This window comes from Duganella sp. SG902 (assembly GCF_013376005.1).
Lineage (GTDB): Bacteria > Pseudomonadota > Gammaproteobacteria > Burkholderiales > Burkholderiaceae_D > Rugamonas.
Genome location: NZ_JABMJK010000013.1, coordinates 1 through 20,815, shown reverse-complemented (window position 1 = coordinate 20,815; position 20,815 = coordinate 1). Strand labels below are relative to the sequence as shown.

Here is a 20,815-nt window from a genome sequence, read left to right as displayed (position 1 = left end):
GGGCCCGAAGGCCCTTTCCGATGCTTAATCAACAATACTTCTAAGCAATCTTACGCTCTTCCTCCGGCGCGGCGGGCGGGGCCTTGCGGCCGCCAAACAGCTTGCGCGCCGCCAGCATCACCATGCGGTAGACGAAACGGATGAGCAGCACGAACAGCAGCGTCTCGACCACGATCGACGCCACCGCCGCCACCATGCCGAAGCGTTCGGCGCGGCGGTGCATCTTGGCGATCGCGCTGTCCTTCTTGATCTCGATGCTGTCGTAGAAGGTCGGCACCATCAGCAGCGTCAGCAGGGTCGAGGTGATGGTGCCGCCGATGATGGCGATCGCCATCGGACGGTAGAACTCGCCGCCCTCGCCCAGGCCGATGGCCACCGGCAGCATGCCGGCGATCAGCGCGAAGGTGGTCATCAGGATCGGCCGCAGACGCATGCGGCCGGCGTACATCAGCGCGTCCTCGCGGCCGAAGCCCTCCTCCTCGCGCTTGCGCGCCGCGTCCAGCAGCAGGATGGCGTTCTTCGCGACCAGGCCCATCAGCATGATCACGCCGATCAGGCTCATCAGGTTGATGGTGCTGTTGGTGGCCAGCAGGCCCAGCACCACGCCGATCAGCGACAGCGGCAGCGACAGCATCACCGCCACCGGCGCCGTGAAGGAGCCGAACTGCATCACCAGGATCAAATACATCAGGCCGATGCCGGCCACCAGCGCGATGATCATGGCGCCGAACACCTCCTGCATGTCCTTGCCGGCGCCGCCCAGCGCCAGGCCGTAGCCCGGCGGGAAGTCGATGTCCTTGACCAGCTTCATGGCGTCGGTGGTCACCTCGCCCGGCGAGCGGCCCTCGACGTTGGCGCTGACCGAGATCACCCGCTTGCCATCCTTGTGCTTGATGGTGGACGGGCCCTTGCCCATGGTCACGGTGGCGATCTGGTCCAGCGGCACCATCTGGTTGGTGCCCGACACCGCGATCGGCAGGCGCTCGATGTTCTCGGCGCTGGTGCGGTCCTCCGGCGCCAGGCGCACGGCCACGTCGCGCGACTCGCCGGTCGGGTCGACCCAGTCGCCCACCTCGATGCCGGCGAAGGCCACGCGCAGCGCCTGGGCGGCGTCGCCGGCGGCGATGCCCATGGAGTTGGCCAGGCCGCGATTGAGCTCGATCTGCAGCTCGTCCTTCGGATCCATCTCCGACAGGCCGACGTCGACCGCGCCCGGCACCTTGCGCAGGCGGTCCATGAAGGCGTTGGTGATCTCCATCAGCTTGCGCGAATCGGTGCCGGTGAATTCTATCTGCACCGGCTTGCGGGCGCCGTTGCTCAGGTCGTCCAGCACGGTGTACTCGGCGCCCACCAGGCCGGCCAGCTTCTCGCGCAACTCCTTGGCGATCTCGACGGCGCCGCGCTTGCGCTCGGTCTTCTTGCCGATGTCGACGTAGATGCGGCCGCCGCTCAGGTTGACGTAGCTGTTGGTTTCCTTGGTTTCCTTGATCGAGCGGGCGATCACGGCCGCCTTTTCAAGCTTCAGGCGCGAGTATTCCAGCGAGCTCGACGACGGGGTCCGCACGTCGATCGCGATGGTGCCCCAGTCCGAGGCCGGCACGAAGCTGGCGCCGCCGTACTGCGCCTGCAGGAACAGCGCGCCGACGAAGGTCGCCACCGCGATCACGCCCATCGAGCGGCGGTGGTGCAGCGCCCATTCGATGACGTTGCCGTAGCGGTCGGCCTGGTGGTCGAACCAGTGGTTGAACTTGGCGAAATACTTCTCGATGCCCTTGCGCGGCGCGTCGTGGTGGCCCGGCGGGTCGCCCCAGAAGGCCGACAGCATCGGGTCCAGCGTGAACGAGATCAGCAGCGACACCGCCACCGAGCAGGTCACCGTCAGGGCGAACGGGCGGAACCATTCGCCGGTGATGCCCTGCATGAAGGCCACCGGGATGAACACCGCCATGATGGAGAAGGTGGTGGCGGCCACCGCCATGCCGATCTCGGCCGTGCCCTTCAGCGCGGCGGTGCGGCGGTCGGCGCCCAGCTGCATGTGGCGCACGATGTTCTCGCGCACCACGATGGCGTCGTCGATCAGCACGCCGATCGCCAGCGACAGGCCCAGCAGGGTCATGAAGTTCAGCGTGAAGCCGCACAGCCAGACGCCGATGAAGGCCGCCAGCACCGAGGTCGGCAGCGACAGCGCGGTGATCAGGGTCGAGCGCCACGAATTGAGGAAGGCGTACACCACGAAGATGGTCAGGCCGGCGCCGAACACCAGCGCGTGGATCACGTTGTCCAGGCTGCTCTCGGCGTTCTCGCCGTCATCCTGGGTGATCTCCAGCTTGGTGCCGGGCTGCATCTCCTTCTGCATTTCCTCGGCCATGGCCTTGATCTTGCGGGCCACCGTCACGGTCGAGGCGTCGCGCGAGCGGGTCACGGAGATGCCGACGTTGGGCTTGCCGGAGCGCACGCTCAGGCTGTTGGTCTCGGCGAAGCCGTCGGCGATGGTGGCCACCTGCGCCAGGCGCACCAGCTCGTTGCCGTTGCGCTTGACCACCACCTGCTGGAACTCCTCCGGCCGCTCGATGCGGCCGACCAGGCGGATGCTCTTCTCGTCGAGCTCGCCGCGCACCTTGCCGACCGGCGCGTTGGTGTTCTGGTTGCGCAGCGCGTTGACCACGTCGCCCACCGAGACGTTGTACTCGCGCAGCTTCTCGGCCTTCAGCAGCACGCTCAGCTCGCGCTTGAGCGAGCCGTCGATGTTGACCGAAGCCACGCCGTCGATGCTGCGGAAGCGGTCGGCCAGCTTGTCCTCGGCCAGGCGCGAAATCTCCGCGTGGCTTTGCGAGCTCGACGACAGCGCCATCTGCATCACCGGCTGCGCCGACGGGTCGATGCGCTGCAGGATGGGCTCGCGCATCTCGATCGGCAGCTTGTAGCGCACCGCCGCGATGGCGTTGCGGATCTCGTCCGAGGCCTCGATCAGGTTCTTGCTGAAGGTGAACTTGATGAAGATGCTGGCGTAGCCCTCCGAGGCGGTGCTGTTCAACTCGGTCACGCCGGTGATCGAGTTCAGCGATTTCTCCAGGCGGTTGACGATCTCGCGCTCCACCGTCTCGGGCGAGGCGCCCGGATACGGGATGTTGACCACGATGAACGGGACTTCCACGTCCGGGTTCTGGTTGACGCGCAGCTTGGTCAGCGCCATCAGGCCGAGGCACATCATCGCGACGATCAGCACGATCGTGGCGATGGGCCGCTTGATACTAAAATCCGATAAGAACATGGCGGGGATTCCTTTTTATTTTTCCGAGACCTTGGGGGTCGAGGCCGAGGCCACGGCCTTGGGCGCGCTCAGCACCACCTTCTGGCCATCCTTGAAGCCGGAGGCCGGCACGCGCACCACCATGTCGCCGGCCTGCAGGCCGGACAGCACCTGCCAGCGGCCGCTGCGCTCGTCGCGGGTGCCGATCGACAGCGGCACCTTGGCCAGCACGCCGTTCTTGACGCGCCACACATAGTTGTTGTCGCCGGCCTGCACCAGCGCCGACGGCGGCACCATCAGCGAGGAAGTGGTCTTCGACTCGACGCGGCCCTCGGCGTACAGGCCGGCCACGCCCGGGCGGTTGGCGTCGGCGAAGTCCACCAGCACCTCGACTTGGCGGGTGACGGCGTTGGCGGCCGGATCGACGCGCTTGATCCTGCCGTTGAAATGCTGGTCCGAGTAACCGTTGACGCGGAACAGCACCGGCTGGCCCACCTTCACCTCGCCGATCTTGTCGGCCGAGACCATGCCCTCGAAGCGCATGCTGGCCGGGTCGATCACCTTGATCAGCTCCTTGCCCACCTGCGCCGTGTCGCCGTTGGACACCTTGCGGTCGCTGACGATGCCGTCGAACGGCGCGCGCACCACGGTGCGGGTCAGTTGCTGGCGCGCCGTCACCGAGCGCGAGCGGGCGGCCGCCAGGTCGCTCTGGGCGTTGTTGCGGCGCACCTCGGCGTCCTCCATGGCGGTGGTCGAGACCATGCCGGAGGCCAGCAGGGTTTTCTGGCGCTCGTACATGCGCTGGGCCTGGGCCAGCGACTGCTCGGCGGCGCGGGTGGCCTCGTCGGCCGAGGTCAGGCTGTCGCGGATGGCGGTTTCGTCCAGGCGCAGCAACACATCGCCTTTCTTAACCGTCTCGCCATTTTCCTTGAGTACCTGAACTACAACCGCGTTCACCTCGGCGCGCAGGTCGGCGCGGCGCTCGGGCTGGATCGAGCCGGTGATGACCGGGCCGGACGCCAGCGCGTTCGATTCGATGGTCAGGGTGTCCTCCGGCGACATCTGCAATGTCACTTTCTGCTCGTCCTTCGCCGCCGGGGCAGAGGCCGAAGCGCTGGCGGCGGCTTTTTCAGGCTCCTTGGCGGATTTGCCGCATGCGACCAGGGCCGAGGCAATGGCGAGAGCTAGAAGGGTTTTGCGCAACATAAAGTTCTCCGAGAAAGTGGCACGTGCGGTGCTTTTAGAATTAGCCAGACTACAGGGCGCAGAGTATCCGCGACCCGGGTTGTCAGGTCAATCACAGTGCGACGGACGGCAGAATTTGTGGCTGAAACGCCAAATACGGGGATGAACGGTAAACCTGGGAGGTGCGGAACCGGACATTGTCCGGCCCGGAGCGGACGGCGCGGACAGTCAGCCGCGGCCGAAGATGGCGTTAATGATGTTACCCATAATGATGCCGGTGGCGAGGCCGCCGGCGATTTCCACCAGCGTGTGGCCCATGCGCTCGCGCAGCCACTTGTGGCCGCCGTCCTCCCCGGCGAGGCGGTTGATGGCCGCCGCCTGCTTGCCGACGTGCTGGCGCAGGCTGTTGGCGTCGATGATCACGATAAAGCACAGCGTCACGGCCACCCCGAACGCCGGGTGGCCGATGCCCTCGCGCAGCGCGATCAGGGTCGCCATGCTGGACACCACGGCGCTGTGGTTGCTCGGGAAGCCGCCGTTGCCGACCAGGTTGAAGGCCCACTTGCGCGCCCTGGCGCTATTAATCAGGAATTTGATCGGCCCCACCGTGATCCAGGTGATCAGCGGGGTGACGAGATAAGCGATGTCCATTGTGGCGGTCCTATGCATTTTTGTGGCGACATTATGGCAGACGCCCCCCAGTGGCGGAAGCAAGTAATATAAAATTCAGGCTGTCCCAATCATTCAAAAAAGATAACTATGCAGCACTTCCGCGTCTCGTTCGCCGTCACCTTCCTCCTCATGGCCCTGGCCGGCTGGTGGGGCTACAACCACGGCGGCGTCAGCGGCCTGGCGCAGGCGCTGTGGATCACCGCCGTGCTGGGCGTGATGGAGGTATCGCTCTCGTTCGACAACGCGGTGGTCAACGCCTCCGTGCTGCGCCACTGGAACGAATTCTGGCGCAAGCTGTTCCTGACGGTCGGCATCCTGGTGGCCGTGTTCGGCATGCGCCTGATCTTCCCGCTGCTGATCGTCTCCATGGCCACCGGGCTGGGGCTGCTGGACGTATGGCACATGGCCACCACCACGCCCGAGGAATACTCGCGCCACCTGACCGGCGCGCACGCCGAGGTGGCGGCGTTTGGCGGCGCCTTCCTGCTGCTGGTGTTCCTCAACTTCCTGTTCGACGACCAGAAGGAACTGCACTGGCTCGGCTGGATCGAGGAAAAGCTGGGCAAGCACGGCACCGAAAGCCTGGCCGTGCTGCTGACGCTGGCCGGGGTGTTCGCCTGCGTGTCGCTGGTCGGCGCCGACGAGCAATACAAGGTCCTGACCGCCGGCGTGGTGGGCGTGATCGTCTACCTGGCGGTGGGCTGGATCAGCAGCCTGCTGGAGGAGGAGGAACCACAGGATGACGACGACGACATCACCGAGGCCGGGGTCGGCCCGGTGGTGGCCACGGTGGCCAAGGGCAGCTTCGGCGGCTTCCTCTACCTGGAAGTGCTGGACGCCTCGTTCAGCTTTGACGGCGTGATCGGCGCGTTCGCCATCACCAGCGACGTCGTCATCATCATGCTGGGGCTGGCGATCGGCGCCATGTTCGTGCGCTCGCTGACGGTGTTCCTGGTGCACAAGGGCACGCTGGACGAATACGTCTACCTGGAGCACGGCGCGCACTACGCGATCGGCATCCTGGCCGTGATCATGCTGGCCAGCGTGAAATACCATATCCCCGAGTGGTTCACCGGGCTGTCGGGCGTGGCCTTCATCGTGGTCTCGCTGTGGTCATCGGTGCGCCACAAACGCCTGAACGCCGCGTGATAAGATGCGCAACATTGCCTAACTCAGAACCGCCATGACCACCTCCAAACGCGTATTCCTGTACTTCATCGGCCTGCTGGCCGCCGCCGTGCTGCTGGCCGCCTACACTTGGGCCATGCTGCACATCTCGTATTCGGATGGCGAGCGCGCCGGCTACCTGCAAAAATTCTCCAGCCGCGGCTGGGTGTGCAAGACCTGGGAAGGTGAAATCCTGCTGACCTCGATGCCGGGCGCGATCCCGGAGAAATTCGAATTCAGCGTGCGCGACGAGCAGGTCGCCAGGGAGCTGAGCGCCGCCACCGGCAAGCGCGTCATCCTCAGCTACGCCCAGCACAAGGGCGTGCCGACCCAGTGCTTCGGAGAAACCGAGTATTACATCACCAAGGTCACGGTCCAGCCTTGAGGTCTGGAATCGCGCTGGCGTAAAGCGCCGGGATTTGATTTCCGGTAGACTCGGCATTTTGCCGGAACTTCAATCATGCAACGTTCCCTACTCGCAGCGGCGGCATTGGCCGTGGCTGGCATGACATCGGCGCAGGAAGTGACCGTCTACGGCGGCGCGCTGCGCGTCAAGGAAGCCGACGAAGCCACCTTCAGCGCCGGCGCCTCGTATTCGCATCCGCTGGGCGAGCACTTCGCGCTGAGCCTGAGCTATCTGAACGAAGGCCATCCGCAAAGCCACCACCGCGACGGCGTGGCCGGCCAACTCTGGGCGCGCACCGGCGGCAACGTGCCGGGCTGGAGTTTCGGGGCCGGCGTCGGCCAGTACTACTACTTCGACACCACCGACCTGCACAGCGCCAGCGGCGCCCGCTACACCAACGACCATGGCTGGGCCAACATCTACAGCCTGCAAGCCACCTACCACTACCCGGACAGCCGCTGGTACAACCAGGTGCAGATCAACCGCATCACGCCGTCCGGCAAGGACTCGACCACCTCGCTGATGCTGGGCGTGGGCTACCGGTTCGATGGGGTCAAGGGCGACAAGCTGCACCTGGAGGGCAGCGCGGCGGACGAGGCGGTCACGCTGATGGCGGGGCAAGGCATCACCAACAGCCTGCGTTCGGAAAGCACGGCGATCGGCGCGATTGAATACCGGCGGGCGGTGGGGCGCTATGTGGACTGGACCGTGACCGCCATCCACGAAGGCAACAGCGCGCAGAGCAAGCGCAACGGCGTGGCCACGCAACTGTGGCTGATTCGCTCGCTGAGTCCGAAGGTGGAACTGGGCATGGGGGCGGGGCCCTACTTCAACGCCAAGGTGCCGGATGGCGAGGGGCAGCGCTCGCACCGGTCGGGTCTGGTGACCGTGGGCGCGCGCTACCACCTGGACCGGCGCGTGGTGGCCGAGGCGGCCTGGAACCGTGTCGTCACCGACTACCACCGCGACGCCGACCTGCTGCTGATCGGCCTCGGCTATAGTTTTTAACGCAAAATCCGGGGTCAGGTCCTCCATTTCGTCATTCAGGAACTTTCGCCGCCTATTTTAGTTCCAGTGTGACGAAATGGAGGACCTGACCCCGGAGTTTTAGCGGGCGCGCCAGACGGCTTTGGCGGGCTCGGCGGGGGTGGATTGGCGGGCGGCTTCTTTGCGGGCGCGGGCGTCGTCGAGGGTGGCGACCACGGTGCCGCCCTCCGCCGCCAGCGCTTCTTCCGCCGCGATCTTGGCTTGCACCGACGCCAGCACTTTCTGTGCCGCCGCCAGACGGCGCGTTTCCAGTTCCAGCAGTTTTTGCTTGGCGACGGTCATCGCGGCCGTGGTGTCGGCCACTTTGCGCTGCATCGCGGCGTGGGCCTGCGCGGCCTCCAGCAGGGCTTTCTGCGCCGCCGCCTTGTCGGCCACCGCTTGCGCGGCTTCCTGCTCGGCCTCTTCGCGCAGACGCATCGCGTCCGCTTCAGCCTGGGCTTCGTCGGCACGCTGACGCGCGCTCGCGGCGACGTTCTTTTCCGCTTCCAGGCGGCCAGCAATCGCTTGCGAGGCGCGCAGCTCGGATGCGGTGGCGATGCGTTGCTGCGTCAGCTTTTGGTCGATCAACGCCAGCGATTTGCGCTCGGTTTCCACGAACTCGCGCTCGGCGGCGAGCAATGCTTCCGCCTTGGCGGCTTTGTCCTGTTCCACCCGGGCGCGCTCGGCATGCACCACGCCCAATTCCACCGCCAGGTGGGCCTGCGCCGCCAGCGCCTGCGCGGCAATGGCTTTCTGCTCGGCTTCGGCCGACACTTGCGCCGCCATCACGCGCGCCGCCTCGGCTTCCTGATTGGCGGCCTCGGCCAGGCGTTGGTCGGCTTCGCGTTGCTGGCGCAAGGCCTCGGTTTGCGCACGCTCGGCGGCGGCGCGCTGTTGCGCGGCCTCGGTCGCCAGCTGCTCGGCGTCCAGCTTTTCTTTCAGCGCGACGATGGCTTGCTGCTCGGCCGCCGCACGTTCCTGCTCGGCCTGCAACAACTGCGCCGCCTGCGCGGCACGCTGCCCGGCCAGCGCGGCGGCGGCGCTTTGCGCTTCCACGTGCTGCGCCAGGGTGGCGATTTCCTGTTGCTCGGCGGCGTTCTGGCTAGCCAGCAGTTCGGCCGCGGCGCGCGACTTGGCGGCGCGTTCGTTGGCCAGTTCGCTGGCGCGTTGCTGTTCCTGCGCGTCGGCGCGGGCCGCCTCGGCAGCCGCTTCATCGGCGGCCTGGCGCAGCTTGGCCTGCTCCATCGCCTCGGCTTCGGCTTCCACCTTGGCCAGCGTGGCGATCTCGGCTTCCTCTTCCGCCAGCACGCGCGCTTGCGCCACCGCGCGCAGTTGGTTGTCGACTTCGATGCGCGCCTCGGTGGCGGCGATGATGCGGGCGTCCGCCTCGCGCCGCGCTTGCGCCGCCGCCGCCGCCACGGCTTCCATGCGCTCGCGGTGAATCGCGGCGTCGCGGATTTCTTTTTCGGTTTGCAGGCGCATGCGCAGCGATTGCGCGGCGCTGCGCTCGGATTCGGCCTTGGCCAGCGCGATCTGTTCGCGCTCCTGCTCCAGGTGGGCCAGCGCGCGCGCTTCCTCCAGCGCGCGCACCTCGGCGGCGGATCGGTTGAAGGCCGATTCCAGCGCGATCTGGTCGGCGCGCTCGCGCTGCTTGGTCAGCTCCAGCGCCTCCGCCTCGGCTTCCGCCAGTTGTTGCGCGGTCTGGCGCGCGGCGGCGGCGTGACGCTCGCGCTCGCGCGCCAGCGTGGCGACACGGGCGTCGGCCGACGCGATGCCCACGACTTCTTCCTTGGCGGCCTGCACGGCGGCCACGCGCTCGGCCGCTTGCAACCGCGCTTGCTCGGTTTGCGCCTGCAGCTCGGCGGCGGCGCGCGCGGCTTGCTCGGCCAGCTCGGCCTCGGTGGCGATTTGTTCGTGGGCGCGCTTGCGGCTTTCTTCCTCGGCCTTGGCGCGCTCCTGGGCGGCCTGGCGGATCTGGTTGTCGGCCTCGGCGCGCGCGCGCAGCTCAGCGGTTTCCTGCTTGACGGCGTCCAGCCGGGCCACGCTGGCCTGGGCGGCGGCGCGCAGCGATTCCAGCCGCTCCTGGTTGGCCTTGATCGCCTCCTCCGCCGCCTGCGCGTTTTGCAGCGCCACGGCGGCGGCGGCGGCGTCCATGGCGGCGCGGTCCTCGGCCAGCGCGCGGGCCCGCGCTTCGGCGTGGGCGCGGCTTTCGGCGGCGCACGCGGCCTTGGCTTCGGCCTCCACCCGAGCGATCGCTTCCTGGATGGCTTTCATTTCCATCGCGGCGCGCGGCATGGCGGCGGGCTCCTCCGCCTCATGCAGCGAGACCATGGGAATCGGGAGCAGATCGTTGTCGTTCATGAGAGTTCTCGCTAGGGGATTTCCGAGCTCTCATTATCATGTGGCAAGCTGGCAAGCCGAGCCGCAAGAAGAGGCGGAAAAACCCGCCAATTCCGCGCTTGCCCGGCCCTGTCCCCCTAGCGCGCCGCCAGCGCCGGCTTGGCGCCCTGCCAGCCGCCGCCCAGCGCCTTGAAGGCGGCGACCGCCGCGTGCGCCGTCTCGGCCTGGGCCTGGGCCCGCGCGTCCGAGGCGCGCAGCAGGCTGTCGTCAGCCTGCAGCACTTCGATCAGGCTGACCACGCCTTTTTGATAGGCCGCGAACGAGGCGCCGCGCGCACGGCTGAGCGAGTCCACGCCCTGGGCCAGCACCACCGCCTGCTGTTCCCGCTTGACCAGCGCGGAATAGGCGTTTTCCACGTCCTCGGCGGCGCGCAGCACGGCCAGCCGGTAGGCCGCCAGCGCCTCGGCCTCCTGCCCCTTGGCCTGGCCGATCTGCGCGTTGATGCGGCCGAAATCGAACAGCCGCCAGCGCAGCCCCAGCGCCCCCGACGCCTGGCTGGCGCCGCTGCTGAACAGATTGCCCGACACCGAGGTGGCGCTGCCGACCAGGCCGCTCAGCGACAGCTTGGGGTAATACTCGGCCATCGCGACGCCAATGCGCGCGTTGGAGGCGGCCAGGCGCCGCTCGGCCACGATCAAGTCCGGCCGCCGCCGCAGCAGGTCGCCGGGCGCGCCGGCATCGGCGATCATCGGCGCCGCCGGGATGGCGGCGGCGCTGTCGATCAATTCCGCCCGGTGCGTGCCCGGCAGCGTGCCCAGCATCACGTCCAGCGCGTTCATGGCCGTATCCAGTCCCGTCTCCAGCACCGGAATCGAGGCCCGCACCTGCGCCAGCGCGCCTTCCGCCTGCCGGACCTGCAGTTCGGCCGCCAATCCCTTGCTATACAGGAGATTGATGGTGTCCAGCAGTTCCTGCTGCGTCTTGACCTGATCGCGCGCGATATTCAGGCGGGTTTGCAGGCCGCGGATGGTGATATAGATGTCGGCGGTCTGGCCGGCGACGGCCAGGCGCGTCGCCGCCGCGCCCGCCTCCGAGGCCTGGTACTCGGCCTGCGCCGCCTCCCGCCCACGGCGCAGGCCGCCGAAAATGTCAAGCTCCCAGGCCGCGCCGAGGTTCATCTCGTAGGCGTTGCCGTAACGGTCGAAGCCGGGTGTCCCGCTCAGGATGCGCCCCTGCGGCGTTTCCACCGATTGATATGCCCTGGCCGCCTGGCCAGACACATTGCCCGAAGGAAGCAACGCGGCATCAGCCGCGCCGACGCCGGCCCGGGCCTGCGCCACGCGCGCGGCCGCCTGGGCCAGGTCGAGATTTTGCTCGAGCGCGCGCTCGACGTAGCGGCTCAGCAGCGGATCGGAGAATCCGCCCCACCAGGCAGCCAGGTCGGCGCTGGTCGCGCCCTGCCGGCTGTCGACCGCGGCCTGGCCATGGTAGCGTTCCGGCATCGGGGTCTCGGGACGGACGTAATCGGGGCCGACGGCGCAACCCGTTGAGAAGACGGCAACAATCAGCGCGCCAAGTGTGGATTTTGTCAACATGGGATACTTTCGTAAATGGTAGAATTGGTGACTATAATACCAAATGGTCACAATTTGTCCACCATAACGTTTTCGCGTAGACTCTCGGCTATGAACAATCCAAGCACCCCAACCACTGCGGCCCGCGGGCCGGCGGACCACGACGTCCGCAATCAAATCCTCACCGCGGCCGGCGAACACTTCAGCCACTACGGCTATGCCAAGACCACGGTCTCCGACCTGGCCAAGTCGATCGGCTTTTCCAAGGCGTACATCTATAAGTTCTTCGAATCCAAGCAGGCGATCGGCGAGGCGATTTGCTCGGCCTGCCTGCAACAGCTGGAATCCCAGGTTAGGGCCGCCGTCGCCGAGGTCGAACTGCCGCCGGAGAAGCTGCGACGCATGTTCAAGGCCTGCACCGAGGCCAGCCTCGGCCTGTTCTTCCAGGACCGCAAGCTCTACGAAATCGCCGCCTCGGCCGCCACGGAACGCTGGAAATCGGTGGTGACCTACGAGGAAAACATCCGCAAGCTGCTGCAGGAGGTGCTGCAGGCCGGGCGCCAGTCCGGCGACTTCGAGCGCAAGACCCCGCTGGACGAGGCCACCATGTCGATTTACCTGGTGATGCGCCCCTACCTCAGCCCCTTGTTATTGCAATACAGCTTCGATTACGCCGACGACGCCCCGGCCCAGTTGTCCAGCCTGGTGCTGCGCAGCTTATCGCCCTGAAACTATTTTAATGACTGTGACTGTTGACTAAATTAGTCACCTGAACCATAATGAGCACTTCTACTACTTGCTCATGGGATGCATATGTTCCGGCGATATCCAACCACAGTCATTACCGCGCTGCTGCCGTTAGCACTGATTGCTTGCAGCGAAAAACCCGCCACCGATCCGCGCACCGAGGCGCCCTTGGTGCGCGCCGCCTCGGTCCAACCGGCCGAGGCGGCCTCTCGTTCGTTTACCGGCATCGTCGCCGCCCGCGTGCAGAGCGACCTTGGCTTCCGCGTCGGCGGCAAGGTGCTGGAGCGGCTGGTGGACGCCGGCCAGACCGTCAAGCGCGGCCAGCCGCTGATGCGCATCGACCCGGTCGACCTGAAACTGGCCGCCCAGGCCCAGCAGGAAGCCGTCAGCGCGGCCCGCGCGCGGGCCCGCCAGGCCAGCGAAGACGAGGCCCGCTACCGCGACCTGCGCGGCACCGGCGCCATCTCGGCCTCGGCCTACGATCAGGTCAAGGCCGCCGCCGACGCCGCCAAGGCGCAGCTCAGCGCGGCCGAGGCCCAGGCCGACGTCGCCCGCAACGCCAGCGGCTACGCGCTGCTGGTGGCGGACGGCGACGGCGTGGTGATGGAAACGCTGGCCGAACCCGGCCAGGTGGTCAACGCCGGCCAGCCGGTGGTGCGCCTGGCGCACGCCGGACGGCGCGAGGCGGTGGTGCAGCTGCCCGAGACCCTGCGCCCGGCGCTCGGCTCGAGCGGCACCGCCACGCTGTTCGGCAAGGATGACGTCAGCGTGGCCGCCAAGCTGCGCCAGCTCTCCAACACCGCCGACCGCCTGACCCGCACCTACGAGGCGCGCTACGTGCTCGAGGGCGACCTGGCCGACGCCCCGCTCGGCGCCACCGTCACCATCCGCGTCGCCGACGGTCCGGCGCTCGCGTCGGGCGGCGTGCAGGTGCCGATCGGCGCCCTGTACGACGCCGGCAAGGGCCCGGGCGTATGGCTCATCAATGGCGAACCGGCCAAGGTGAGCTGGCGCCCGGTCGCGGTGCAGCAACTCGACGAGGAGCGCGCCCGCGTCAGCGGCAACCTGCGCCAGGGCGACCGCGTCGTCGCCCTCGGCGCGCACCTGCTGCGCGACGGCGCCCCGGTCCGCATCGCCGCGACCGAAGGAGCACGTCCGTGAGCCCGGGCCGCTTCAACCTGTCCGCGCTGGCGGTGCGCGAGCGCGCCATCACGCTGTTCCTGATCTGCCTGATCTCGCTGGCCGGCGTGCTGGCGTTCTTCAAGCTGGGCCGGGCGGAGGATCCGGCGTTCACGGTCAAGGTGATGACCATCGTCACCGCCTGGCCGGGCGCCAGCGCGCAGGAGATGCAGGACCAGGTCGCCGAGAAGCTGGAAAAGCGCCTGCAGGAATTGCGCTGGTACGAGCGCAGCGAAACCTACACCCGTCCGGGCCTGGCCTTCACCACCCTGACCCTGCTCGACAGCACGCCGCCGGCGGCCGTGCCGGATGAGTTCTACCAGGCGCGCAAGAAGGTCGGCGACGAGGTCGGCAACCTGCCGGCCGGCGTGATCGGCCCGATGGTCAACGACGAGTACGCCGACGTCACCTTCGCGCTGTACGCGCTCAAGGCCAAGGGCGAGCAACAGCGCCTGCTGGTGCGCGACGCCGAAACCCTGCGCCAGCGCCTGCTGCACGTGCCGGGCGTGAAGAAGGTCAACATCGTCGGCGAACAGGCCGAGCGCATCTACGTCGAGTTCTCGCACGAGCGCCTGGCCACGCTGGGCATCAGCCCGCAGGACGTGTTCGCGGCCCTGAACGCGCAGAACGTCCTGAACCCGGCCGGCTCGGTCGAGACCCAGGGGCCGCAGGTGCTGGTGCGCCTGGACGGCGCCTTCGACCAGTTGCAGAAGATCCGCGACACCCCGGTGGTGGCGCAAGGCCGCACGCTGAAACTGTCCGACGTCGCCACCGTCAAGCGCGGCTACGAGGACCCGGCCACCTTCATGATCCGCAACGGCGGCGAGCCGGCGCTGCTGCTGGGCATCGTCATGCGCGAAGGCTGGAACGGCCTCGACCTGGGCAAGGCGCTGGACGGCGAGGTCGGCGCCATCAACGCGCAGCTGCCGCTGGGCGTCAGCCTGAGCAAGGTGACCGACCAGGCCGTCAACATCAGCTCGGCGGTCGGCGAGTTCATGGTCAAATTCTTCGTCGCGCTGCTGGTGGTGATGCTGGTGAGCTTCATCAGCATGGGCTGGCGCGTGGGCGTGGTGGTGGCGGCGGCGGTGCCGCTGACGCTGGCCGTGGTGTTCGTCATCATGGCCGCCACCGGCAAGAACTTCGACCGCATCACCCTCGGCTCGCTGATCCTGGCGCTGGGGCTGCTGGTGGACGACGCCATCATCGCCATCGAGATGATGGTGGTGAAAATGGAGGAAGGCTACGACCGCATCGCCGCCTCCGCCTACGCGTGGAGCCACACGGCCGCGCCGATGCTGTCCGGCACCCTGGTGACGGCGGTCGGTTTCATGCCCAACGGCTTCGCCCGCTCGAGCGCCGGCGAGTACACCAGCAATATGTTCTGGATCGTCGGCATCGCGCTGATCGCCTCGTGGGTGGTGGCCGTGGTGTTCACGCCCTACCTGGGCGTCAAGCTGCTGCCCGACATGAAGAAGATCGAAGGCGGCCACGAGGCGATGTACGACACGCCGCGCTACAACCGCTTCCGCCAGCTGCTGGGCCGCGTGATCGCCCGCAAATGGCTGGTGGCCGGCTCGGTGGTCGCCCTGTTCGTGGTTTCCATTCTTGGCATGGGTGTGGTCAAGAAGCAGTTCTTCCCGATCTCGGACCGCCCGGAGGTGCTGGTCGAGGTGCAGATGCCGTACGGCACCTCGATCGCCCAGACCAGCGCCGCCACCGCCAAGGTGGAAGCGTGGCTGGGCCAGCAGAAGGAAGCGAAAATCGTCACCGCCTACATCGGCCAGGGCGCGCCGCGCTTCTTCTTGGCCATGGGACCGGAACTGCCTGATCCATCGTTCGCCAAGATCGTGGTGCGCACCGACAGCCAGCACGAGCGCGACGAACTGAAACAGCGACTGCGCGCGGCGGTGGGCGCCGGCCTGGCCCCCGAGGCGCGGGTGCGCGTCACCCAGCTGGTGTTCGGCCCGTACTCGCCGTTCCCGGTGGCCTACCGTGTCAGCGGTCCGGACCCGGAGCAACTGCGCGGCATCGCCGAGCAGGTACAGCGCGTGATGGATGGCAGCCCGATGATGCGGACCGTGAACAACGACGGCGGCACCCGCGTGCCGACCCTGCACTTCGTGCTGCAGCAGGACCGCCTGCAGGCGGTGGGCCTGAGCACCAGCGCGGTCGCCCAGCAGCTGCAATTCCTGCTCAGCGGCGCGCCCATCACCAGCGTGCGCGAAGACATCCGCACCGTCCAGGTGGTGGCGCGTTCGGCCGGCGGCGCCCGCCTCGACCCGGCCAGGATCGGCGACTTCACGCTGGCCGGCGCCAATGGCCAGCGCATTCCGCTGTCGCAGGTCGGCAAGGTCGAGGTGCGCATGGAAGAACCCGTGCTGCGCCGTCGCGACCGCATGCCCACCATCACCGTGCGCGGCGACATCGCCGACGGCATGCAGCCGCCGGACGTCTCGAACGCCATCACCGCGCAGCTCAAGCCGATCATCGACAAGCTGCCGGCCGGCTACCGCATCGAGGAAGCCGGCGCCATCGAGGAATCGGGCAAGGCGACCAAGGCCATGCTGCCGCTGTTCCCCATCATGCTGGCCGTCACGCTGCTGCTGATCATCTTCCAGGTGCGCTCGATCGCCGCGATGGTGATGGTGTTCCTCACCAGTCCGCTGGGCTTGATCGGCGTGGTGCCGACCCTGCTGTTGTTCCAGCAGCCGTTCGGCATCAACGCGCTGGTCGGCCTGGTGGCGCTGTCGGGCATCCTGATGCGCAACACGCTGATCCTGATCGGCCAGATCCACCATAACGAGGCCGAGGGGCTCGATCCGTTCCGCGCCGTGGTCGAGGCCACCGTGCAGCGCGCGCGGCCGGTGATCCTGACCGCGCTGGCGGCGATCCTGGCGTTCATCCCGCTCACCCATTCGGTGTTCTGGGGCACGCTGGCCTACACCCTGATCGGCGGCACCCTGGCGGGCACCGTGCTGACGCTGGTGTTCCTGCCGGCCATGTACTCGATCTGGTTCAAGATCCGCCCCCAGCAGGCCGGGACGGCGGCGGAGCCGGACACTGAACGCCTGCGGGCCTGAATCAATTGAAAGGAAATACCATGACAACATCCCAAGTGGTGCTGGTGACCGGCGTGTCGTCGGGCATCGGACGGGCGGCGGCGGAACAGTTCGCGCAGCGTGGCTGCGCGGTGTTCGGCACCGTGCGCAATATCGCCAAGGCGGCGCCGATACGCGGCGTCACGCTGGTCGAGATGGACGTGCGCGACACCGCCTCGGTGCAGCGCGCCATCGCCGCCATCGTCGCGCAAACCGGGCGCATCGACGTGCTGGTCAACAACGCCGGCATGAACCTGATGGGCGCGGTGGAGGAAACCAGCGTCGGCGAGGCGCAGGCGCTGTTCGACACCAATCTGTTCGGCATCCTGCGCACCACCCAGGCCGTGCTGCCGCATATGCGCCAGCGGCAGTCGGGCCGCATCGTCAACGTCAGTTCGGTGCTGGGCTTCCTGCCGGCGCCGTACATGGGCCTGTACGCGGCCTCCAAGCACGCGGTCGAGGGCCTGTCCGAGACGCTGGACCACGAGGTGCGCCAGTTCGGCGTGCGCGTGACGCTGGTGGCGCCCTCCTACACCAGGACCAGCCTGGACGCCAACTCGCCGTCGGCCAGCGCCCCGATCGGCGCCTACGACCGCGAGCGCGGCATCGTCACCGAGGCGGTGGCCGGCCATGTCAGTGGCGCGCCGCAACCGGACGGCGTGGCCGCCACCATCGTCGAGGCGGCGCTGGGCAAATGGCGCATGCGGCGCATGCCGCCGGGCCAAGCTTCGCTGCTGAGCAAGCTGCGCCGCTTCATGCCGGCCGGCCCGGTCGACGCCAGCCTGCGCAAGGGCCTGGGCCTGGTCTGATCGTTCAGCTCAGACGGGCAGTGGCGGCTCGTCCATCAGCGCCACTTGCTCGCGCAGCTCCAGCACCCGGTCCTGCCAGTAGCGCTGGGTGTTGAACCATGGGAAGGCGGCCGGGAAGGCCGGATCGTCCCAGCGCCGCGCCAGCCACGCCGAGTAGTGGATCAGGCGCAGCGTGCGCAGCGCCTCCACCAGATGCATCTGGCGCGGATTGAATTCGCAGAAGTCCTCGTAGCCGGCCAGGATGTCGCCCATCTGGCGCACCTGCTCGGCGCGCTCGCCGGACAACATCATCCACAAATCCTGAATCGCCGGTCCCATGCGCGCGTCATCGAAGTCGACGAAGTGCGGGCCGGCATCGGTCCACAGCACGTTGCCGCCGTGGCAGTCGCCGTGCAGGCGCAGCTGCGGCAGTTCGCCGGCGCGCTCGTAGCAGCGGCGCACGCCGTCCAGCGCCTGCTGCGCGATGCTGGCGTAGGCGGCCTTCAGATCGTCCGGAATGAAGCCGTTGGTCTGCAGGAACGCGCACGGCTCGGTGCCGAAGGTGTCGATGTCCAGCGCCGGCCGGTGCGCGAACGCCCTGGCCGCGCCCACCGCGTGGATGCGGCCGATATAGCGTCCGGTCCACTCCAGCACCGCCGGATCGCCCAGCTCGGGCGCGCGGCCGCCGTGGCGGGTGAACACGGCGAAGCGGAAACCCTGGTAGTGATGCAGCGTGGCGCCGTTCAGCGCCAGCGCCGGCACCACCGGGATTTCGGCGGCGGCCAATTCCCCGGTGAACGCGTGTTCCTCGAGGATGGCGTCGTCGCTCCAGCGGCCAGGACGATAAAATTTCACCACCAGCGGCTTGTCGTCTTCGATGCCAACCTGGTAGACACGGTTTTCATAGCTGTTCAGCGCCAGCAGGCGGCCGTCGCCGCGCAAGCCGATGCTGTCGAGGGCGTCGAGCACGCAGTCCGGGCTCAACGCGGAATAAGGGTGAGGTGCAGTCATACCGCCATTGTACGGGGCGCGGCGTGTATACTGTCATATTCACCCAAATAAATAGAGCAAGTTATGCAACTCGATCAGCCATTGAGCGAAAAAGAATTCGACGAACTGGACAACTTCCTGCTGTCCGACCGCACGCCCGAAGACGCGATGACCATGGACATGCTCCATGGCTACCTGACCGCCATCGCCATCGGCCCGGAACCCATCATGCCGGCCGAATGGCTGAAGAAAGTCTGGGGCAAGGAAGATACCGACGTGCCGCAGTTCAAGCACGAGAAGGAAGAACAGCGCATCATCCACCTCATCATGCGTTTCATGAACGAGGTGCTGGTGACGTTCGAGGTGGCGCCGAAGGAGTTCGAGCCGCTGTTCGTCGAGCACGAGCACGAAGGCCAGACCCTGATCAACGCCGAAGCCTGGTGCTGGGGCTTCTGGGAAGGCATGGAGCTGCGTCCAGGTTCGTGGGATCCGATCTGGGATTCCGAGCAGTCCGACCTGATGCGTCCGATCTACCTGCTGGGCGCGGACGAAATCGAGGAAGAGGAACTGCCGCTGGTGGAAGACCCGGTCAAGGCCCACAAGCTGGCGCTGGAACTGGAAGCCAACCTGCCGAACATCTACAAGTTCTGGCTGCCGCGCCGCAAGGCCGGCGTCGAGACCGTCAAGCGCGAGGAGCCGAAAGTCGGCCGCAACGACGACTGCCCTTGCGGCAGCGGCAAGAAGTACAAGAAGTGCCACGGCGCCGAATCGGCGGAATGACAGAGGCGGTCGCCCTCCTTCTACAGTAGAATTCAGGCATCTTTTTCAGGATGCCTATGTTCTCCTTCAAGCTCCCCACCACCGCCACCGCCCCGTTCTGCCCCTCCGAAGTCGCCGGCACCGTCGCCGTGCCGGAAAGCGATCCGTTCTGGAAAAAAGTGCTGCGCTTCGCCGGCCCCGGCCTGCTGGTCTCGGTCGGCTACATGGACCCGGGCAACTGGGCCACGGCGATCCAGGGCGGCTCGCAGTTCGGCTATCAGCTGCTGTTCGTGGTGGTGCTGTCCAGCCTGGCGGCGATCGTGCTGCAATGCCTGAGCATGCGGCTGGGCATCGTCACCGGCAAGGATCTGGCCGTGCATTGCCGCGAGCAGTATCCGCCGGCGGTCGGCAAGACCTTGTGGGGCTTTGCCGAGATTTCCATCATCGCCTGCGACCTGGCCGAGGTGCTGGGCTGCGCGCTGGCGTTCAAGCTGCTGCTGGGCGTGTCGCTGCCGGTGGGCGTGGCGCTGACCGCGCTCGACACCATGATCGTGCTGGGCCTGAAAGGCAAAGGCTTCCGCCAGGTGGAAGCCATCGTGCTGGGCCTGATTTTGACGGTGGCGATCTGCCTGTTCACCGAGCTGATTTTCGTCAAGCCGGACTGGCAGGCGGTGGCGGCCGGCCTGGTGCCGTCGATCAGCGCGCTGTCCTCACGCGAGCCGCTGTACCTGGCCATCGGCATCCTTGGCGCGACCGTGATGCCGCACAACCTCTACCTGCATTCCTCGGTGGTGCAAACGCGCGTGGTCAGCAAGAACGATCATGCCAAGCGCGAAGCCATCGGCCTGTCGCGCATTGACACCGTCGTGTCCCTGCTGCTGGCCCTGCTGATCAACGGCTCCATCCTGGTGCTGGCGGCGGCCGCGTTCCATGAACCGGGCAACGAGCGCGTGCTGGACATCGACGAAGCCTATCGCCTGCTGGAGCCGGTGGCCGGCACCGCGCTGGCGGCCATCCTGTTCGGGCTGGCCCTGCTGGCCTCGGGGCAAAGCTCCACCTTCACCGGCACGATTGCGGGCCAGGTGATCATGGAAGGCTTCCTGAAAATGAAGATCCCCTGCTGGCAGCGGCGCGCCATCACGCGCGGCCTGGCGCTGGTGCCAGCCATGATCGGCGTGCTGACGCTGGGCGAACACTCGGTCGGCAAACTGCTGGTGCTGAGCCAGGTGGTGCTGAGCATGCAACTGCCGTTCGCCATGTACCCGCTGATCAGCCTGACGTCGCAACGCCGCATCATGGGCAACTTCGTCAACGCCTGGTGGACCACCGCGCTGTCATGGTTCCTGTTCGCCGTCATCTCCAGCGCCAACGCCTGGCTGGTGTGGCAGGCATTGGCCTGACCCCTGCTATTTGCCTTGCAGCTTGCTCAGGTGTGACTGCAAGGCCGCCTGTCCTTCCGCCTGTATCGTCGTCAGCAAATTGTCGCGGTACTGACGTTAGTACCGCTAAGTTAAGGCTTTTTTGACCGCAAACTGATGAGCCGTCATTCCCGCGCAGGCGCACTGCTGTCCGGAATAAATTTGCTTGAATAAGCCTGAAGGTGTTGCAGGTATTGGTTAACGGGCGTATACCCG

Annotated in this window: 15 protein-coding genes; 9 read left to right on the top strand and 6 right to left on the bottom strand. The window is 67.1% G+C overall.

Annotated features, from left to right (window positions below):
- Positions 1 to 40: 40 nt before the first annotated feature.
- The 3 genes from FHW83_RS23370 to FHW83_RS23360 form a co-directional block, all read right to left on the bottom strand.
- The gene (locus FHW83_RS23370) at positions 41 to 3,271 is read right to left on the bottom strand and encodes an efflux RND transporter permease subunit (RefSeq protein WP_176648768.1); all 3,231 of its coding nucleotides are present in this window, start codon (positions 3,269 to 3,271) and stop codon (positions 41 to 43) included.
- Between the two features lie 15 nt (positions 3,272 to 3,286).
- On the bottom strand, positions 3,287 to 4,456 hold the full coding sequence (locus FHW83_RS23365; protein WP_176648767.1) for an efflux RND transporter periplasmic adaptor subunit: 1,170 nt from the start codon (positions 4,454 to 4,456) through the stop codon (positions 3,287 to 3,289).
- Between the two features lie 207 nt (positions 4,457 to 4,663).
- Entirely contained in the window at positions 4,664 to 5,086 is a 423-nt protein-coding gene (locus FHW83_RS23360) for a divergent PAP2 family protein (RefSeq protein WP_176648766.1), read from the bottom strand.
- Positions 5,087 to 5,194: 108 nt separating this feature from the next.
- On the opposite strand from FHW83_RS23360, the gene FHW83_RS23355 reads away from it, so the two are divergent.
- The 3 genes from FHW83_RS23355 (at position 5,195) to FHW83_RS23345 (ending at position 7,688) form a co-directional block, all read left to right on the top strand.
- Positions 5,195 to 6,256: a DUF475 domain-containing protein gene (locus tag FHW83_RS23355; protein WP_176648765.1), complete on the top strand. Its 1,062-nt coding sequence runs from the start codon at positions 5,195 to 5,197 to the stop codon at positions 6,254 to 6,256.
- Between the two features lie 34 nt (positions 6,257 to 6,290).
- Positions 6,291 to 6,659: a hypothetical protein gene (locus tag FHW83_RS23350; protein ID WP_176648764.1), complete on the top strand. Its 369-nt coding sequence runs from the start codon at positions 6,291 to 6,293 to the stop codon at positions 6,657 to 6,659.
- A 75-nt stretch (positions 6,660 to 6,734) separates the two neighbouring features.
- Positions 6,735 to 7,688, top strand: a complete 954-nt coding sequence (locus FHW83_RS23345) for a hypothetical protein (RefSeq protein ID WP_229224328.1) — start codon at positions 6,735 to 6,737, stop codon at positions 7,686 to 7,688.
- Positions 7,689 to 7,787: 99 nt separating this feature from the next.
- Here the strand turns inward: FHW83_RS23345 and FHW83_RS23340 are convergent, their stop codons facing one another.
- Together FHW83_RS23340 and FHW83_RS23335 are read right to left on the bottom strand one after the other, a co-directional pair.
- On the bottom strand, positions 7,788 to 10,067 hold the full coding sequence (locus FHW83_RS23340; RefSeq protein ID WP_229224327.1) for a hypothetical protein: 2,280 nt from the start codon (positions 10,065 to 10,067) through the stop codon (positions 7,788 to 7,790).
- A 116-nt stretch (positions 10,068 to 10,183) separates the two neighbouring features.
- Positions 10,184 to 11,641 (bottom strand): efflux transporter outer membrane subunit, encoded by a 1,458-nt coding sequence (locus FHW83_RS23335; RefSeq protein WP_176648763.1) that lies wholly within the window; start codon positions 11,639 to 11,641, stop codon positions 10,184 to 10,186.
- Between the two features lie 90 nt (positions 11,642 to 11,731).
- Between FHW83_RS23335 and FHW83_RS23330 the strand changes: the two genes are divergently transcribed.
- From FHW83_RS23330 to FHW83_RS23315, 4 genes are all read left to right on the top strand, one after another.
- Positions 11,732 to 12,349: a TetR/AcrR family transcriptional regulator gene (locus FHW83_RS23330; RefSeq protein ID WP_176648762.1), complete on the top strand. Its 618-nt coding sequence runs from the start codon at positions 11,732 to 11,734 to the stop codon at positions 12,347 to 12,349.
- Between the two features lie 84 nt (positions 12,350 to 12,433).
- The gene (locus tag FHW83_RS23325) at positions 12,434 to 13,528 is read left to right on the top strand and encodes an efflux RND transporter periplasmic adaptor subunit (protein WP_176648761.1); all 1,095 of its coding nucleotides are present in this window, start codon (positions 12,434 to 12,436) and stop codon (positions 13,526 to 13,528) included.
- Entirely contained in the window at positions 13,525 to 16,626 is a 3,102-nt protein-coding gene (locus tag FHW83_RS23320) for an efflux RND transporter permease subunit (protein WP_176648760.1), read from the top strand. Before FHW83_RS23325 ends, FHW83_RS23320 begins: the two co-directional genes overlap by 4 nt.
- A gap of 20 nt (positions 16,627 to 16,646) precedes the next feature.
- Positions 16,647 to 17,453 (top strand): oxidoreductase, encoded by an 807-nt coding sequence (locus FHW83_RS23315; RefSeq protein WP_176648759.1) that lies wholly within the window; start codon positions 16,647 to 16,649, stop codon positions 17,451 to 17,453.
- Between the two features lie 9 nt (positions 17,454 to 17,462).
- Here the strand turns inward: FHW83_RS23315 and FHW83_RS23310 are convergent, their stop codons facing one another.
- Complete coding sequence (locus FHW83_RS23310) at positions 17,463 to 18,443, bottom strand: serine/threonine protein kinase (RefSeq protein ID WP_176648758.1); 981 nt, start codon at positions 18,441 to 18,443, stop codon at positions 17,463 to 17,465.
- A 63-nt stretch (positions 18,444 to 18,506) separates the two neighbouring features.
- Between FHW83_RS23310 and FHW83_RS23305 the strand changes: the two genes are divergently transcribed.
- The gene (locus FHW83_RS23305) at positions 18,507 to 19,202 is read left to right on the top strand and encodes a UPF0149 family protein (protein ID WP_176648757.1); all 696 of its coding nucleotides are present in this window, start codon (positions 18,507 to 18,509) and stop codon (positions 19,200 to 19,202) included.
- A 56-nt stretch (positions 19,203 to 19,258) separates the two neighbouring features.
- A complete protein-coding gene (locus tag FHW83_RS23300; protein ID WP_373997256.1) occupies positions 19,259 to 20,581 on the top strand; it encodes an Nramp family divalent metal transporter in 1,323 nt (440 codons plus the stop codon).
- Positions 20,582 to 20,815 lie beyond the last annotated feature (234 nt).